Source organism: Lactococcus muris, assembly GCF_042849115.1.
Taxonomy (GTDB): domain Bacteria; phylum Bacillota; class Bacilli; order Lactobacillales; family Streptococcaceae; genus Lactococcus; species Lactococcus muris.
On record NZ_BAAFQO010000002.1, the window covers coordinates 167,675 to 182,974 of the forward strand.

Here is a 15,300-nt window from a genome sequence, read left to right on the forward strand (position 1 = left end):
GGAGGTTTTGTATGGCTGATATAAAGACCAGAGATGCGGTCAAGGGTACGATAAAGACCATAGACAAAGCCGCCATAGCCAGTGAGCGTATGAAATCCGCTTATGCCAAGACAAAGGACAAGGCGGAGCAGGGATATTATGCGGAGGAAAACTCTGCCACCGAGTATGCGGCAGATAAAATCTCCCATACCGCAGACCGTGTAAAGGACGAGGGCATCCACCAATTCAATAAGCGGGGGCAGAAATCCGTCCAGACCACGAAAGAAAATATCGTCAAGGCAAAGGATAAGGTTGCCGAGTTTAAGACCAGACGGGCAATGAAAGCCGCCGAGCAGAAAAAAGCACAGGCTGCTGCAGAACGGAACGGCTCACAGCTCCGCTACGGAACTGTGAGCCGTTCTCCTGCCCCTGATGCTCCCGCAAGTGCAGAAAGCCAGTTGATAAAGACCCGTCAGCAGGGGAAAAAGACCATCAAGACCACCGCCCAAAATGCGGAAAAGACCGTGAAATCTGCGGCAAAAGGCACGGTCAAGACAGCGGAAAAAGGCGTAAAGACCGCACAGGCAACCTCTAAGACGGCGATTAAGACCACCGAGCAGACCGTCAAGGCGGCACAGAAAACGGCGAAAGCGTCTGCCAAAGCCGCCCAGAAAGCGGCACAGGCAGCGAAAGCAACCGCAAAGGCGACAGCCGAAGCGACAAAAGCGACAGTGAAGGCTGCCATTGCCGCAGTCAAGGCGATTATCGCAGGCACAAAGGCGTTGATTTCCGCCCTAATCGCAGGCGGTTGGATTGCCGTCGTGATTATCTTGATTGTTGTCCTGCTCGGATGTGCCGTGTCCTTATTTGGGGGCGGAAGCGAAAGCACTTCCTATACCCCCGTCAGTGCGGAGGTGGAAGCCCACACGCCGTTGATACAGAAGTATGCCAAGCAGTACGGCATCCCCGAATATGTGGAGCTTATCAAGGCGGTGATGATGCAGGAAAGCGGCGGGCGTGGGCTTGACCCCATGCAGGCGGCGGAGGGCAGCTTTAACACAAGGTATCCCCATGAGCCGAACGGGATACAAGACCCAGAGTATTCTATCCAGTGCGGCGTACAGGAGCTGAAAGCCGCCCTTATCTCTGCCGAGGTGGAAAACCCGATTGACATGGAGCGTATCAAGCTCGCCTTGCAGGGCTATAACTTCGGCAACGGGTATATCTCATGGGCAAAAACCAACTACGGCGGCTATTCCTACGCCAATGCGGTAGAGTTTTCCACCATGCAGGCACAGCGGTTAGGGTGGGAAAAGTACGGCGATACGCAGTACCCCGCCCATGTGTTACGCTATTACCCATACGGACGGGCGTTCACAAGCGGTGGCAACCAAGCCATTGTAGAAGTTGCCTTGACACAGCTCGGCAATGAGGGCGGTCAGCCTTATTGGAGTTGGTACGGCTTTGACGGGCGTGTGGAATGGTGTGCCTGCTTCGTGTCGTGGTGTGCCGACCAGTGCGGCTATCTGGACAGCGGCATTGTGCCGAAATTCTCCCTCTGCTCGGACGGTGTGGATTGGTTTAAGGGCAACGGACAATGGCAGGGAAAGGATTATGAGCCGAAAGCAGGCGACATTATCTTTTTCGACTGGAGCAACGACGGACAGGACGGAGATTCTGACCATGTGGGTATCGTAGAGAAATGTGAGAACGGCGTTGTTTACACCGTAGAGGGTAACTCTGGCGATGCCTGCCGACAGAACAGCTACCCCGTAGGGTATTATGAAATCCTTGGATATGGCTGTCCGAGATATTAGAAAAAGGGCGAAAGAAAAACCAGAGGTCAATCCTCTGGCTGCTCTTTTGCCTTACATAGTCCGTTTATCGTTGCTTCTATGACGGAAAGCTCTTTATCATTTAATCTGTTGAGCTGTGCGTCTAAGCGTCTGCGGGCAGAACTTTTTTTGACTTCCTTATTTGGGAATATGTACTCGTCAACCGACACATCGAACATCGTAATAAGTTGGATAAACAGCTCGATGCTTGGATACTGCCCCTCGTTTTCGATAGATTGAATGTGTCTGGGAGCATAGCCGATTATCCCAGAAAGCTGCTCCCTTGTTATTCCTCTGGCTTCACGGGCTTTTTTAATTGCTTGTCCTATCGGAGTAAAATCAAAGTCAAAATGATTGTTCCTTTCGTCCATAAGCTCACCACCTATACTCTGAAAATTTTACCCTTATATTTTACAGAGATGTGGCTTCCAGTTAAACGATGTGAAATCTCTTGTAATAGGATATGAAATCTCTTGTAGTAAGAAGTTAAATACCCAAATAGAAAAATCTTCTTTTAAATTATGATAAGTATGTGAATATTGAGGGCAAAAGCTTGATTTATTGTCTGTTACTTGCTATAATGACTATGGAAACAAATTCAGTCAAAAGAGGTGAACCTATTGCCAAAGAGTTATTCTGAACAAGAAAAAGAATACATAAAAAAACGGCTGAAAGAGGAAGCTGCAAAGTGTCTTGCCCAATATGGAGTACGTCACACAACCGTTGATGAAATCGTACAACGGGTAAATATACCAAAAGGAACATTCTACCTGTTTTATAAATCAAAAGAGCTGTTATTGTTTCAAGTCATTTTAGAAGAACATGAAATGATTGAGCAGAAAGTATATCGGGCTGTAAACGAAATGAAACAGGATGGAGATATTGTCGAGCAGCTAACAAGGATTGTTTGCGATTTTTACATTTTAGCTTCCAAGTCACCAATTTTGAAAATGATAAGTACGAAGGAAGTTGAGATACTGGCAAGGAAACTTCCGCCAGAGGTTTTGAACGAACATTTGGAGCATGACAGTTCTGCTGTAGAGAAAGTTTTCTCTGTACTACCTATTAGGGATGGGGCAGATAAAGACACTTTTAGCGCTGCTTTCCGTGCAATTTATCTTGCTACGTTGCATGAGGAGGAAATTGGAGAAAAATATTTTGAAGATGTCCTCTATCTCTTGATAAAAGGTTTAGTAAATCAAATTTTTTAATAATTGGCTGTAGTTTTTATGGCTACAGCCATATAACAACGTTCGAATTGACTATTAAGAAATATTGGTCAAATAGTATAAATGGAGAAAAGAAAAATGAGGAAGATAGCATTTTATGAACCGTGGTTTTTCCTGTTATTTGGTGTTTTTCATTTACACAGGATTTGGGGAATGATTGACAGGAAGTCTTATGCAGATTTCTGGATTGGGATATTGGAAAGCAGGAATGCTTTTTATTATGGACTTATGATTGTTTTAGCTATGCTTTGTTTTTTAGGGATTATCAGCTTTTTTAAGAATATCCATCACAACTATTGGTGGCGATGGATATATATTGCGGGAGGAAGTTATCTCTTATTTGACCTGTTTGCCATATGTGTGAGGTTAAAATTTTGGAATGAACTTCTGCTATGGATGTATGATACAACATCTCCATATTGGAATACGATTTGGCTAATGTTTATCCTACTGGGAGGATTTGTATTTTGTTTAGGCATCAAATTATTCATTGAGTATCAGAGTGAGAAATAAGGCAGGTGTTTATGATGAAGCAAGAATGGATTTTATGTCCCGTTTGTGGCAATAAGACCCGTGACAGGATTAGGGAAGATACCGTTTTGAGGAACTATCCTCTTTATTGTCCTAAATGCAAACACGAGAGTTTGGTTGAAGCGGAGGGATTGAAGATAAATGTTGTTATGATGTCTGATAAACTATCTAATTTGCATTGACAGGAGGAAGAAAATGAAATCTATTTATCGAAACGAGCAATCTAAAAAGACAGTCTGGAAGTTGTACGACAGACAGATGGAGGATTTGAAAATTCCATATACGGACTTATTTATTGATACTTCCTTTGGAAAAACACATTTAATTGAATGCGGCAATTTGAGAGGAGAACCTCTGCTGGTCTTTCACGGGGGCAATTCGACAACCGCATATAATCTGAAAGATTGCAGGTTTTTACTGGACGACTTTCACATATATGCTGTTGATACAATCGGACATCCCGGCAAAAGTGCAGAGGTTCCCTTATCGCCACGAAATCAAGATTATGGGAAATGGGCGGTTGATGTAATAAAAGGCTTAGGATTTCATGAAATGGCTTGTTTCGGTGGCTCATTTGGGGCAGGAATATTGGTAAAAGCTATGTGTGTTGCTCCAGAGGTCATTAAACGCAGTGTATTGATTGTGCCGTCTGCCATTCAGAATGCCCCTACATACAAAAGCATAAATATGGCATTTCCAATGCTCATGTACTGGCTCACACACAAAGAAAAATGGTTTATTAAATGCATTCTCCCGATAGCAATAACAGAAAGTAATATCACAGGGGATTTTTTAGCAACTGCCCGTTGTAGTATTGATAATGTAAAGATAAAATCTGTTATGCCCCAAAATGAAAGCTGTGAAAATCTTAGTAAATATCAAAATCCTGTTTTAGTTATGGCAGCAGAGAAAGATTGCTTATTTCCTGCTAAGGGTGTGTTACTTAAAGCAAAAAAGGTATGGACACAAAGCGAAAGATATTTGTTAAGGGATAGAGGTCATATAAATGAATTGACATATGAAGAGAAGAAAATGATTATAGATTTTTTGATTGGGTAAGTACAGAATAGTTTAGTCATCAAAGAGCCAGACGCTTTAGACGCAGAGCCGATGAACTTGTAAGCAGTCACAGACCATCGGTTTTTAAGTTATAAATAATTCACTTTCGTATTGACTTTGAGATGCCTGTGTGATATATTTATAACACGCAAGAGTTACAAATATATCACACGGAGGTTTTATTTATGAAATCAAAAGTCTCATTGAAAGAATTAGTAGGAACTAAAATTGTTTATGCCCTTCTTCTTGTTTGCTATTATTGGATGTGGGCAAGACGTGACTGGCATGATTACTATATGTCTATTCAATATGCTGTCGCAGGGTTTACTTTTTTGTTTTTCTTAATTCAAATAGACCGTATTCGTAAGTATAGCAAAGAAACAAAGGATGAATTGGCTGTTCAGAATTTACGGCGAGTCGATTCCATATGTCTCAAAATACTGATAGTTGCCATTATCATAATCGCCTTTGCAGGCGCATTGACCCTTTTAGACGGAATAATGGCAGGATATGCACTTGTTGGAATGATACTTGTTTTAGCGATTATTCGATTTGTTGTTTTTTGCATTATGGATAGCAAGGGGGTCTAAGGATGGCTCTCAAAACAAAAATCAAGGAGTATCGTGAAATGGCAGGACTGAAACAGGCTGATTTGGCAGAATTAGTACATTCAAGGCGTGAAACAATCGTTCACTTGGAAAACGGACGATATAATCCATCGTTAAAATTAGCAATGGACATAGCCAAAGTCTTTTCGGTATCTGTTGAGGAATTGTTTGAGTTTACGGAAGATGAAGAAAAGTAAAGGGAGAACCAGAAATCCTCATAATAGGCTATAAAATCAATGATGCAACCTGTAGTTTACATTTAGAACCTCGATGATGGTGGTCTTTCAAGCATCAAACAGGTATGATTAACACGAACAAAAAGTTCAGATTGGAGGACGCACTATGACATTAGGCGATAAATTATCAAAACTACGAAAAGAAAACAATTACACGCAGGAGCAGCTTGCTGATGTTCTCGGAGTATCCAGACAGGCAATCAGCAAATGGGAAAGCAATATTACATATCCCGAAACTGACAAACTGATACGGATAAGTGAGTTGTTTGATTGCTCGTTGGATTATCTGCTTAAAGGCGCAGAAGAAACAGACTGTAACAATCAATCCAATTCCAATGAGGAAATCCTGTTTTTCAGAAAGCGTCTGCGTGAGAGAAAAAGTGAAAAAACAATATTGGGTATGCCCCTATGGCATATTGGTAGAAACGCAAGGGGCTTTGTTGCCGTGGGCTTAAATGCCCGTGGTGTGATTGCAGTTGGATTAAAAGCAAAAGGAATTGTTTCCCTCGGTATGCTATCCATAGGCGTGTTATCGCTCGGTATGCTTTCAATCGGTATGCTTTCAATCGGTATGTATGCTCTCGGACTTTTATCCGCAGGATGTTTTTCCATTGGCGTATTTGCGACCGGTGCAATCAGCTTGGGTATCATTTCCCTCGGTGCAATCGCAATCGGCGATTTTTCCGTGGGAGCGTTATCCATCGGAAAATATTTTGCCCTTGGTGACAATGCCAGAGCAATGATTGCTTTAGGAGATACGGAAGCCACAGGAAATGTATTCCAAAAAATTGGAGAACTTTCGGAACAGGACATTATTGCCATAAAGCAATCACTTGATACGGTTGTTCCTGCCTATCTCTCGTGGGCAAAAGAAATAATCAAGCTGTTTCTATAAGGTTTGAAGTGCTGTCAAATACTTTTGACACTGTGTTTTCAGCGAAGTAAAACAGGTTTGATAGACAGAAAAAGAAAAAGTGATTATTCTCAAAGCAGGTCAAGAGAACAAATCACTTGCGAAGGAGGAAATTTTAATGTATTTAAGGTTAAACAGGGAATGCTTGTATAGCTATCTTTTTATTGCTGTAGGTTATTTACTATAAATTCCCGTTTATCGGGCAGAACAACATATCATTATAGAGCCAGACGCTAAGACGCAGAGCCGATGAACTTGTGAAATGAAATCACAGTTTGTCGGCTCTGTTTTTATATAACCATAGGTAGGATAAGCCCACCGAATAAAAAAAACGATGTTCGGGTGGGTTGATTTGCTATGCTTGAATTACCCTCTGACTTCGCTTTTGAAGTTTGGAGGGATTTCTTTTGCCTGCAAGCAGCAGCTTCTACTTACATATACCAACATACCGAGGATGGGCGAATAACCTGTTAAAAAAATCCTCATAACCGCATGGGGGCTTTGCACCTCAAAAGTAGAAGCCAAATCTCTACACAATAGAAATAAACTTTCCTTAAACCGTAAAGGTGTGACAGCCTTTGCGGTTTTTCTTTTGTCGTTTTTTGTAAGAACACGCCGCAGGGCTGTTTCTGGTGTTGGCTGTCGCTCTCCACCTGCCAATCTGGATTTTCAAAAAAATTCAGATTGGAGGTAACAGGAATGTCATTCAATTATGGCAGAGAAGAAAAGAAATGGCGGCTCTGGAAAGAAGCCGAAGAAAAGCAGTTACGGAGCTTGGGTGTTAGCGAGGACACCATCGAACAGCTCCATACCCATGATTGGTCGGTCTTTAATTCTGACAGGCGGTATTACCGCAGATTGCAGGATGCAGGTACATACCTTGAGGAATTTGCCGAAGAAACAGCACAGCCCGAAGTGAAAACCGTTGAGGATTTTTTAGACAGCATCGAAAATCAGCAGCTCTATCAAATCCTTATTATGGTGGACAGGCTTACCCTGCAAATCGTTGTGATGAAGGTACAGGGCTATTCTACCCGTGAAATTGCATCACAGCTCAACACTACCGAAAAGGCAGTTTACAGAAGAATGGACAGGCTCAAAGAAAAATTGAAAAAATTTTTTGAGTAGAGGGGAAAATCAAGGATTTTCAAGGACTATGGGGTGTAAGGCAAAAAGCCTTCGCCCCATTTTCCTTTGTGTGGCGAAAACGGGGACAGTTCCTTGACAACCGAATAATCATTCGTCAGATACTTCCTCTTTGTGATAGTGATGAGCATAAGCGTGTGCAGCGGTACGCCATGACCTGCCGATAAGCAGAATAGCGATGAAAGGTGGTGAGCGGTCAAATACCGACTCAAAATATCGGGCGGCTCCCGATTTCGCCATGACCCACAAAGAGAACAATGGTACTCCCGTCCAGTCACAGCCCGAACGGTATCCAACCCGTCGCAGGCAATGAGGGCGGCTCTGTCAGACCGACAGTTGGGGTGGAACTCCCGTGGCGTCAGTTCGCTGCTGACCGTTTGGCGACTTCCCTGCGTCAAAGGACGCATTGCATTTCGGGGTGTCGAGGACAAATTGAGATGCTCCTATCATAAAGCCAGATATAAGGCGGTCATAAGAACAGAGATTTTGTTAATGCTCTCCCGACCTTAAATACTTCCTTGTGTTTGGCTGCTACATAGGCAGGAAGCCCCTGCCTAAATCCAGATAGGAGGTTTAACACATAATGGAAAGGACTATCAAGCGTGGGGACATCTTCTACGCAGACTTAAATCCCGTTGTCGGCTCGGAGCAAGGCGGTACAAGACCTGTACTTATCATTTCTAATGATATAGGAAACAGGCATAGCCCTACGGTAATCGTGGCTGCTATTACAAGCCGAGTACACACAAAGGCAAAATTACCGACACATACGGATGTAAATGATTTTGAGGGGCTTGATAAAGACTCCATCATCCTGCTTGAACAGATACGGACGATTGATAAACATAGACTAAAACAGTATATGGGATTGATGCCCGATAACGTAATGGCAAGAGTTGACAAGGCTCTTGCCATTAGTATTTCACTCAATAACAGACCAAACGGAAAATGTGCAAATTAGGGAAAACGGAGAAATTTGCACATTGGTCAAACTGCGGTTGTATCTCTATAATTTAGGGCATACAGCCGCTTTGTTTTGCGGAGGTAGTCAGATGGAAAATGCTAAAGTATCCACAAATGCAGAACAGCAGCACGAATGTAAGGTTAATGAAGCGGAAAACTTCGATACTTTTATCAAAGCTATGGTGCAGATTGTTGAAAAGTACGGAAGATTTGTTTTGCAGGAATTGGATAGTGTTGCGTAGATTTACGCAACCATACATATCACATTTTCCTAAATTATCGGAGGTGGTAGTGTGAACAGAGAAGGAAAGAAATGTGTCTTGTATCCCAGAGTAAGTACCGAGATGCAGGTTGACGGATACAGCCTTGAGGGGCAGAAAAACAGCTTGAAGCGTTTTGCAGACCGTGAGGAAATGGAGATTGTCGGCATCTATGAAGACGCAGGAAAGTCAGGTAAATCAATCGAGGGGCGACCTGCATTTAAGAAAATGCTTTCCGACATAAAAAACGGATTGGAGATAGAATATATTCTTGTCTATAAACTTTCCCGTTTTGGAAGAAACGCAGCCGACATCCTAAATTCTCTGGAGTTTGTGCAGTCCTATGGAATAAACCTTATCTGTATTGAGGAAGGAATAGATTCATCCCAGACAAGCGGCAAGCTCTTAATATCCGTTCTCTCTGCGGTTGCGGAGATTGAGAGGGAAAACATTATCGAGCAGACAATGAACGGACGCAGGGAAAAAGCAAGGCAGGGCGGTTGGAATGGTGGCTTTGCCCCGTATGGCTATTATCTGAAAGACAATCAGCTCTTAATAGAAGAAACAGAAGCAGAAGCAATCCGAATTATATTTGATAAGTTTGGAAATTCTGATATAGGGCTTGGCGGAGTTGCCAAATATCTTAACTTGCAAGGAATAAAGAAAATTCCCCGTCAGAACGGAAAGTTAGAAACATGGAGCAACCATTTAATACGGCAGATATTAGACAATCCTGTTTACTGCGGAAAAATTGCTTACGGCAGGAGGACACGGGAAAAGGTCAAGGGAACAAAAAACGAATATAAGCAGGTTCATACCGATGATTATATTTTAGAGGACGGACAGCATGAGGGAATTGTCAGTGAGGAACTCTGGCAGAAAGTTCATGCAAAGCGGAAAGCAACAGGAATTAAGCAGCCGTCAAAGGTTGGCAAAGATAGGTCACATCTTCTGACTGGCGTATTGAAATGCCCTCTTTGCGGCAGCTCAATGTATACGAATAAACACGCATGGACAAATAAAGACGGCACATATAAGGAAGTTTACTATTATATATGTGGAAGAAATAAGCAGGAGCGAGGTCATCATTGCGATTATAAAGCATCCCTTCGGAAAACAGATATTGAGCCGCTTGTAGTTGAAGCCGTAAAAGAGTTGGTAAGCGATGCCTATTTTGCGAAAGAAATTGAAAAGCGGATAGGAGTGCAGACTGATACAAGCACAGTGGATAAAGAGCTTGCCAATTATGAAAATAAGCTGAAAGAGGTGGATTTGAATAAAGCACGTCTGGAAAATGAAATTGACAATCTTCCTGTTGATGCCCGATTCCGTGAAAGAAAAATCCATGATATGACATTAAGGCTTGATGCTTTGTATGATACGATGGTGGAGTTGGAGGAACGCATTGAAGATGCCAAATTAAGAAAAAGCTCCATTGAGATGGAAGCCATAACGCTTGATAATGTTTACAAAATCATGCAGAACTTTGGAAAGTTATATGCTATAATGAGTGACGAGGAGAAGAAAAGTCTTATCACTTACCTCATTAAAGAAATCCAGATATATCCGAGTGGAGAATCGAAAATGCCGTTGAAGTCGATAGAGTTTAACTTTCCGATTTATATTGACGGCAAGGAAGTAAGGAAAGTTTTGTGGGAAAGGGGTAATACCGTGGAGACAGTTGCGTTGTTTACAAGGAAGAAATAGATTAGGGCTGTAAAAGGCTTGGTATCAAAGGATTTTTTTGAGCCAAAGGTCTTGGAAATAACTTTAGAGAAGCTAAAAAAAAGAGAAGAAAACTACTGAAAAAAACATTGAGATATATAATACCAGTATATTAAGCGATTTGATGTTGTTTAAAAAACATAAAATAACATCAAAAATTTTTCACTACTAATTAAAAATAGATTGCAAATTTAATCAAATTTTCGTCTTCTGAATAATAACCTCAAAAAAAGACGCACACACTATTGACAATTTTATTGGAATATGGTATCATTGTTCTTAAATTAAAACGGTTTTTTTACTGGATTCGTTACTGTTCGGCAGGCAAGACCAGAATAAGTGCAAATAGTTTTTTACTACTTGTCCTTATTCTGGTTTTTATTTTTTAAAGAAACTGTAAAGAAATGAAAGGAGTGTGCTTCTTGATTAAATACATCACAAAGGGAAAGCTAAGCAATATGTTTTAAAATGTTCTGATTTGATTCAGGTTTGGAGGTGAGATCTTGATTGTAGAAAAGAGGATCAACAATAATGTAGCATTAGCGAGAAAAAATGGACAACAATTGATTGTAATGGGAAAAGGTGTTGGCTTTGGGAAACATTCAGGTGATCAGATTGCGGAGGATCAGGTGGAAAAGACTTTTTATTCTGAAGGTAGCTTAAATCTAGAACAAATGGCATCATTAATCACGGATGCTAGTGGAGCAGATATCGAAGCAGTAGATGGAATCATTCGTTATGGACAGGTTCAAATTAAGGAAAGTTTGAATCCGAATATCTTCTTTACGTTACTTGATCATATTTGTTTTTCACTACAACGCTATGAAAAACAAATGGATATTTCTAATCCGCTTGACTGGGAAATTAAAAAGTTTTATCCTCTTGAATATGGGATTGGAAAATTTGCGGTTACGTTAATACGTGAACAGTTAAAAGTGAATATTTCTGATGCGGAAGCCTCTTTCATTGCACTCCATTTTGTTAATGCACAAATTGAGTCATCGGTACATCATGAGGGTGTTCAAATGGTTGAGATGACCAATGATATTTTACAACTTGTTAGATACCAGTTAAACTGTGATTATGATGAAGATTCTTGGTATTTTCAACGTTTTATTACGCATCTCCGCTATTATCTAATGCGTCAAAAAAATGGTGTCATACAAGAAAATGGAGACCAAAATGAGTTGGTTAACATGGTATTCTCTCGCTTCAATAAAGAAAAGAATTGTGTCGATTTGATTGACTATTATTTACAAGAAAAGCAAGGCTGGCACACATCGAATATTGAAAAAATGTATTTGATTTTACATCTTCGCAATTTAGTTGAAAAAAAGAACAGATCATAAAGGATTCGTTACAGTTAGGCTGGCAAGACCTTGATCATTTGGCAATAAAATAGGAACTTGATAGGTGAGTTTCATTATTTTTTCAGATGCCAGTGATGCAAGGTTTTTTTACTTGAAAGAGGAGTGATTTTAATGAATAAAAAAGAATTAGCAACAAAGATTGTGAAACTCGTGGGTGGAGCTCAAAATATTAAATCTTTAACCCATTGTATAACGCGCTTGCGTTTTGTGTTAAAAGATGACCGCATGGCGAAAACAAAGGAAATAGAGCAGTTAGATGTGGTAGGTGTTCAAATTCAAGGTGGGCAGTATCAAGTGATTATTGGAAATGGGGTTACAAAGGTTTTTCGTGAGATAATGGAGCAGTATCCATCATTAGATTTAGTTGATTCAGGAATTGACCATGATGGGGAGAAAAAATTTAGTTTTAATACTGCCATTGGCACATTATCTAGTATTTTAGTTGCTGCATTGCCACCTATTGTTGCTGGTGGTATGATTCAAGGGTTGAGTTTCTTTGCAAGGGAGAAAGGATGGCTTGATCCAGAAAGTACGTTAAATTTTGTTTTAAAGATTACTGGTAATGCCATGTTCTTCTTCTTACCATTTTTAATTGCAGTTTCAGCGGCTCGTAAGTTCAAAACCAATGAGTACATGGCGCTTGCCCTTGCTGGTATTATCATGCACCCTGATCTAATGAGAATGGTAGGAGAAAATGATCCTTTGACTGCATTTGGATTTTTACCATTGCCACTTATTGATTATTCATCTTCTATTTTGCCGATTTTGCTAGGTGTTTGGATTTTAAAGTATGTGTGGAATTGGATAGAAAAATGGATGCCTGATTTAATCAGTACGGTTTTTACCCCCTTACTTACTATTTTAATTATGGCACCAGTCATGCTGATTGGTGTAGCCCCAGTTGGTTTTTATATCGGTGATTATTTAGCTATTGGTATTCAATGGCTTATTGATCAGGCACCTTGGTTGGCCGGTTTTGTGATTGGTTCAACGCGACCCTTTCTTGTTATTGTTGGGATGCATCATGCTATTCGCCCAATTCAGCTTCAGCAAATTGCCACTTTTGGTTATACCACTATTACGCCTGCGAACTTTTTAAGTACGATGGCAACTGCAACCGCAACCTTTTCAACTTATTTTTTAGTCAAGGATAGAAAACAGAAGCAAATTGTATTATCATCAGCTTTTTCAGGTTTCTTAGGGATTACAGAGCCTGCTCTTTATGGCGTGTTAACGAAGTATAAAGCAACGATGGTCGGAACCTTAATCGGTGGTGGACTTGGTGGTATGATTGCAACAATGATGGGGGCAAGAGCGTATTCTGGTGGGATGCCAAGTATTTTAACCATTCCAATTTTTATGGGGGGCGGTCCTGCGAGCATTTTAGTTGGTCTGGGTGTGACGGTTGTGTCAAGTTTTCTGATTACTTATCTGCTTGGGAAGACAATTTTTAAGGCAGAAGGAATTGAAATAACAGATGATAAGGAAGAAAAGGAGCCTGTTAGTCAGATTAAATCAAGTGTTGTTTATAGTCCAGCTGCGGGGAAGGTGGTTGAGTTAAGTCAAGTGAGCGATCATATATTTGCTGAGAAAATGTTAGGTGAAGGGATTGCGATTGATGCACCTAATGGAGAAGTCATGTCGCCAGTGACTGGGGTTATTACGACAGTTTTTAAGACAAAGCATGCCATTGGGATTACGGATGAGAATGGTGTTGAAGTTTTGATACATATTGGAATTGATACAGTGAAATTAGAGGGAAAGTATTTTGAAGTTTTCTGTACAGAAGGCCAAACTATCAAGACGGGTGATTTGCTTGTGAAATTTGATGGTGAAAAAATTAAGTTAGCTGGCTATGAGTCAAGTGTGATTGTTGTGGTGACGAATACAAATGATTTTGTGTCGGTTTTGCCTGAGAAAACAAGGGGTCAAGTGAACTTAGGAGAAAAAATGCTGACGGTAATTGCTTAATGGAGGTCGGTTTATATGAAAAAATTTGAACAAACATTCCCTGAAAATTTCTTGTGGGGTGGTGCGATTGCCGCTTGTCAATCAGAAGGGGCATTTGATTTAGATGGCAAAGGATTAACTGTTGCGGATATTGCAGTCAAACATGATAAAACTGTTCCGAGGTCAGTGCGTAAGTTAATAACAGCTGAGCGGCTTGAGAAAGTGTTACAGGAAACGGATGATAGGAAATTTCCTAAGCGTCATGGCATTGATTTTTATCATCGATTTAAAGAAGATATTGCATGGTGTGCTGAGATGGGATTTAAGGTGTTTCGTTTTTCAATTGCTTGGGGGCGAATATTTCCGAATGGTGATGATGCAAAAGCAAATATGAAAGGTTTAGCATTTTATGATCAAGTTATTGCTGAGGTTATTAAGCATGGCATGGAGCCGCTGATTACAATTAATCATTTTGATATGCCCATGAATTTAGTCACTCAGTACGGCGGTTGGAAGAATCGTCAACTCATTGATTTTTATGTAACTTATGCGAAAACATTGTTTGAGCGATATGGTGAAAAGGTTAACTATTGGATTGCTTTTAACGAAATTAACGGAGCTCGCTTTAATGTCTTTTACTCAACAGGTATTGTAAAAGATGATGAAGCAACCTATCTGCAAGATTGTTATCAAGCTGCGCATCATCAGTTTGTGGCCTCTGCCTTAGCTAAAAAAGCATTAAGTAAAGTTTCAAAGGAAGCGATGTTGGGGTGCATGGTTGCTAAGTTTACGACTTATCCGGCAACTTGTAAGCCTGAAGATGCATTAGAAGCACAAAAAAATGAGCAAATGGACAATTATTATTTTACTGATACAGTCATTCGTGGTGAGTATCCACCCTATGCAGCTAGGTTTTGGCATGAAAATGGGATTGAATTACAAATACGAAGCTGTTTTGAAACGTTATCCTGCTGACTTTTTGGCGTTTAGCTACTACATGTCTTCAATTTCTGCAGCTGATAAAGAAAATTTTGAAGAAACCGATGGTAATTTAAAGAATACATTGAAAAATCCGCACTTGAAGGCTTCAGAGTGGGGGTGGCAAATTGATCCAATTGGATTGAGATATACATTAAACGATCTGTATAATCGTTACAGTATTCCATTATTTATTGTAGAAAATGGAATTGGAGCGGAAGATGTGCTAGAAGATGGAAAGATAGACGATGATTACCGCATTGATTACTTGTCTGCTCATATCAAGCAGATAGAAGAAGCCATTAAAGATGGGGTTCAGTTAATAGGGTATACTACATGGTCAGCAATTGACATTGTTTCATCTGGAACATCGGAAATGGCCAAACGATATGGTTTCATTTATGTTGATCAGGATGATTTGGGTCATGGAACATTAAAGCGGATTCCTAAGAAATCATTCCATTGGTATAAAGCAGTCATTGCAGCTAATGGGCTAGGGTTAGATTAAAAATCAGTAT

General features: G+C 40.6%; 16 protein-coding genes and 1 pseudogene. 15 read left to right on the top strand and 2 right to left on the bottom strand.

Annotated elements, in window-relative coordinates; all coding sequences use genetic code 11:
* Positions 1-11: 11 nt before the first annotated feature.
* Positions 12-1,796, top strand: a complete 1,785-nt coding sequence (locus ACGHCK_RS02080; protein WP_271327921.1) for a lysozyme family protein — start codon at positions 12-14, stop codon at positions 1,794-1,796.
* Positions 1,797-1,822: 26 nt separating this feature from the next.
* On the opposite strand, the gene ACGHCK_RS02085 is transcribed toward ACGHCK_RS02080, so the two are convergent.
* On the bottom strand, positions 1,823-2,185 hold the full coding sequence (locus ACGHCK_RS02085) for a helix-turn-helix transcriptional regulator (RefSeq protein ID WP_271327920.1): 363 nt from the start codon (positions 2,183-2,185) through the stop codon (positions 1,823-1,825).
* Positions 2,186-2,434: 249 nt separating this feature from the next.
* Here ACGHCK_RS02085 and ACGHCK_RS02090 point away from each other — a divergent pair, with 249 nt between their 5' ends.
* From ACGHCK_RS02090 to ACGHCK_RS02125, 8 genes are all read left to right on the top strand, one after another.
* On the top strand, positions 2,435-3,025 hold the full coding sequence (locus ACGHCK_RS02090) for a TetR/AcrR family transcriptional regulator (RefSeq protein WP_271327919.1): 591 nt from the start codon (positions 2,435-2,437) through the stop codon (positions 3,023-3,025).
* Positions 3,026-3,121: 96 nt separating this feature from the next.
* Positions 3,122-3,556 carry a hypothetical protein gene (locus ACGHCK_RS02095; RefSeq protein ID WP_271327918.1) on the top strand — a complete coding sequence of 145 codons (435 nt, stop codon included), beginning with the start codon at positions 3,122-3,124 and terminating at the stop codon, positions 3,554-3,556.
* Between the two features lie 14 nt (positions 3,557-3,570).
* Positions 3,571-3,756, top strand: a complete 186-nt coding sequence (locus ACGHCK_RS02100; RefSeq protein WP_459554198.1) for a cysteine-rich KTR domain-containing protein — start codon at positions 3,571-3,573, stop codon at positions 3,754-3,756.
* 13 nt (positions 3,757-3,769) lie between these two features.
* Entirely contained in the window at positions 3,770-4,633 is an 864-nt protein-coding gene (locus ACGHCK_RS02105) for an alpha/beta hydrolase (protein ID WP_271327916.1), read from the top strand.
* A gap of 185 nt (positions 4,634-4,818) precedes the next feature.
* Positions 4,819-5,223 (top strand): hypothetical protein, encoded by a 405-nt coding sequence (locus ACGHCK_RS02110; RefSeq protein ID WP_271327915.1) that lies wholly within the window; start codon positions 4,819-4,821, stop codon positions 5,221-5,223.
* Positions 5,224-5,225: 2 nt separating this feature from the next.
* Positions 5,226-5,438: a helix-turn-helix transcriptional regulator gene (locus ACGHCK_RS02115; protein ID WP_271327914.1), complete on the top strand. Its 213-nt coding sequence runs from the start codon at positions 5,226-5,228 to the stop codon at positions 5,436-5,438.
* 145 nt (positions 5,439-5,583) lie between these two features.
* A complete protein-coding gene (locus ACGHCK_RS02120) occupies positions 5,584-6,372 on the top strand; it encodes a helix-turn-helix domain-containing protein (protein ID WP_271327913.1) in 789 nt (262 codons plus the stop codon).
* A 717-nt stretch (positions 6,373-7,089) separates the two neighbouring features.
* Entirely contained in the window at positions 7,090-7,518 is a 429-nt protein-coding gene (locus ACGHCK_RS02125) for an RNA polymerase sigma factor (RefSeq protein ID WP_271327912.1), read from the top strand.
* A gap of 108 nt (positions 7,519-7,626) precedes the next feature.
* Here the strand turns inward: ACGHCK_RS02125 and ACGHCK_RS02130 are convergent, their stop codons facing one another.
* Positions 7,627-7,794: a hypothetical protein gene (locus tag ACGHCK_RS02130; protein WP_394304448.1), complete on the bottom strand. Its 168-nt coding sequence runs from the start codon at positions 7,792-7,794 to the stop codon at positions 7,627-7,629.
* Between the two features lie 325 nt (positions 7,795-8,119).
* On the opposite strand from ACGHCK_RS02130, the gene ACGHCK_RS02135 reads away from it, so the two are divergent.
* The 6 genes and pseudogenes from ACGHCK_RS02135 (at position 8,120) to ACGHCK_RS02160 (ending at position 15,290) form a co-directional block, all read left to right on the top strand.
* Entirely contained in the window at positions 8,120-8,497 is a 378-nt protein-coding gene (locus tag ACGHCK_RS02135) for a type II toxin-antitoxin system PemK/MazF family toxin (protein ID WP_271327911.1), read from the top strand.
* 91 nt (positions 8,498-8,588) lie between these two features.
* Entirely contained in the window at positions 8,589-8,741 is a 153-nt protein-coding gene (locus tag ACGHCK_RS02140) for a hypothetical protein (RefSeq protein ID WP_271327910.1), read from the top strand.
* A gap of 51 nt (positions 8,742-8,792) precedes the next feature.
* Positions 8,793-10,466 (top strand): recombinase family protein, encoded by a 1,674-nt coding sequence (locus ACGHCK_RS02145; protein ID WP_271327909.1) that lies wholly within the window; start codon positions 8,793-8,795, stop codon positions 10,464-10,466.
* A gap of 521 nt (positions 10,467-10,987) precedes the next feature.
* Positions 10,988-11,833: a PRD domain-containing protein gene (locus ACGHCK_RS02150; RefSeq protein WP_251420576.1), complete on the top strand. Its 846-nt coding sequence runs from the start codon at positions 10,988-10,990 to the stop codon at positions 11,831-11,833.
* 132 nt (positions 11,834-11,965) lie between these two features.
* Positions 11,966-13,825 (top strand): glucose PTS transporter subunit IIA, encoded by a 1,860-nt coding sequence (locus ACGHCK_RS02155; RefSeq protein WP_251420577.1) that lies wholly within the window; start codon positions 11,966-11,968, stop codon positions 13,823-13,825.
* 15 nt (positions 13,826-13,840) lie between these two features.
* A pseudogene (locus ACGHCK_RS02160) lies at positions 13,841-15,290 on the top strand (glycoside hydrolase family 1 protein).
* Positions 15,291-15,300: the final 10 nt, after the last annotated feature.

Bases quoted from the DNA above. Each gene is read 5' to 3' on its own strand.
- ACGHCK_RS02080 (WP_271327921.1), top strand. From the start codon at position 12: ATGGCTGATATAAAGACCAGAGATGCGGTCAAGGGTACGATAAAGACC.
- ACGHCK_RS02085 (WP_271327920.1), bottom strand. From the start codon at position 2,185: ATGGACGAAAGGAACAATCATTTTGACTTTGATTTTACTCCGATAGGA.
- ACGHCK_RS02095 (WP_271327918.1), top strand. From the start codon at position 3,122: ATGAGGAAGATAGCATTTTATGAACCGTGGTTTTTCCTGTTATTTGGT.
- ACGHCK_RS02100 (WP_459554198.1), top strand. From the start codon at position 3,571: ATGAAGCAAGAATGGATTTTATGTCCCGTTTGTGGCAATAAGACCCGT.
- ACGHCK_RS02105 (WP_271327916.1), top strand. From the start codon at position 3,770: ATGAAATCTATTTATCGAAACGAGCAATCTAAAAAGACAGTCTGGAAG.
- ACGHCK_RS02110 (WP_271327915.1), top strand. From the start codon at position 4,819: ATGAAATCAAAAGTCTCATTGAAAGAATTAGTAGGAACTAAAATTGTT.
- ACGHCK_RS02115 (WP_271327914.1), top strand. From the start codon at position 5,226: ATGGCTCTCAAAACAAAAATCAAGGAGTATCGTGAAATGGCAGGACTG.
- ACGHCK_RS02120 (WP_271327913.1), top strand. From the start codon at position 5,584: ATGACATTAGGCGATAAATTATCAAAACTACGAAAAGAAAACAATTAC.
- ACGHCK_RS02125 (WP_271327912.1), top strand. From the start codon at position 7,090: ATGTCATTCAATTATGGCAGAGAAGAAAAGAAATGGCGGCTCTGGAAA.
- ACGHCK_RS02135 (WP_271327911.1), top strand. From the start codon at position 8,120: ATGGAAAGGACTATCAAGCGTGGGGACATCTTCTACGCAGACTTAAAT.
- ACGHCK_RS02140 (WP_271327910.1), top strand. From the start codon at position 8,589: ATGGAAAATGCTAAAGTATCCACAAATGCAGAACAGCAGCACGAATGT.
- ACGHCK_RS02155 (WP_251420577.1), top strand. From the start codon at position 11,966: ATGAATAAAAAAGAATTAGCAACAAAGATTGTGAAACTCGTGGGTGGA.